Origin of the sequence: Pseudomonas sp. MWU13-2105, assembly GCF_023242315.1 — a bacterium.
Taxonomy (GTDB): Bacteria; Pseudomonadota; Gammaproteobacteria; order Pseudomonadales; family Pseudomonadaceae; genus Aquipseudomonas.
Map to the genome: position 1 here is coordinate 1 of NZ_JALLIY010000085.1, position 538 is coordinate 538.

At 57.2% G+C, this 538-nt stretch carries 1 protein-coding gene; it reads right to left on the reverse strand.

Features of this window, described 5'->3' with window-relative positions; genetic code table 11:
- A partial coding sequence (locus M5B96_RS32410; RefSeq protein ID WP_248801241.1) for a hypothetical protein occupies positions 1-449 on the reverse strand: 449 nt, incomplete at its 3' end.
- Between the last annotated feature and the right edge of the window lie 89 nt (positions 450-538).

Below are 538 nucleotides of genomic sequence, written 5' to 3' on the forward strand. Positions count from 1 at the left end.
TCCAGCGCATGCACTTCTTCATCCGTGAGGCAGGGACGTCGCCAAACGATCTCAGAGGGGCCGACAACACCTGAGAGCACCCGTTGAATATCAGCGCTGCCATAGATCGCAGAGCATGGTCTGGTGAGCTCTGAGAGGGTGTAGTAGACCTCAACCGAACGTGGGTCAAACGAAGCCGCCGCACTCAGTTTCGGATAAGCATGCAGCTCCTCGAACCGTGAGGTACAGAGCACAATGGCGTCTTCAATCAGACCCGCATGCCCCACCTCGTACGCGCCGGTGACTTGGTAGTAGCCCACACGCGGTGCTTCTTCCGGCAAGCGCATCACACCGCTGCAGATGATCGTGAACTGGCGCTGGAACTCGTTCAGGCGCAGAAACGAATCGGGGACGTAAGGGTTCCGAATGAACAGAAACGGTAGGCACAACACATTCAATGGCTTTCCCATAAAGCACTCCTGGGGGCGGGACTGAGCTCGCCCCATAGGGCGAGAATCCCTATGGATGGATGTAAGGTTTAAGTCGTGGTCAGGCGCCG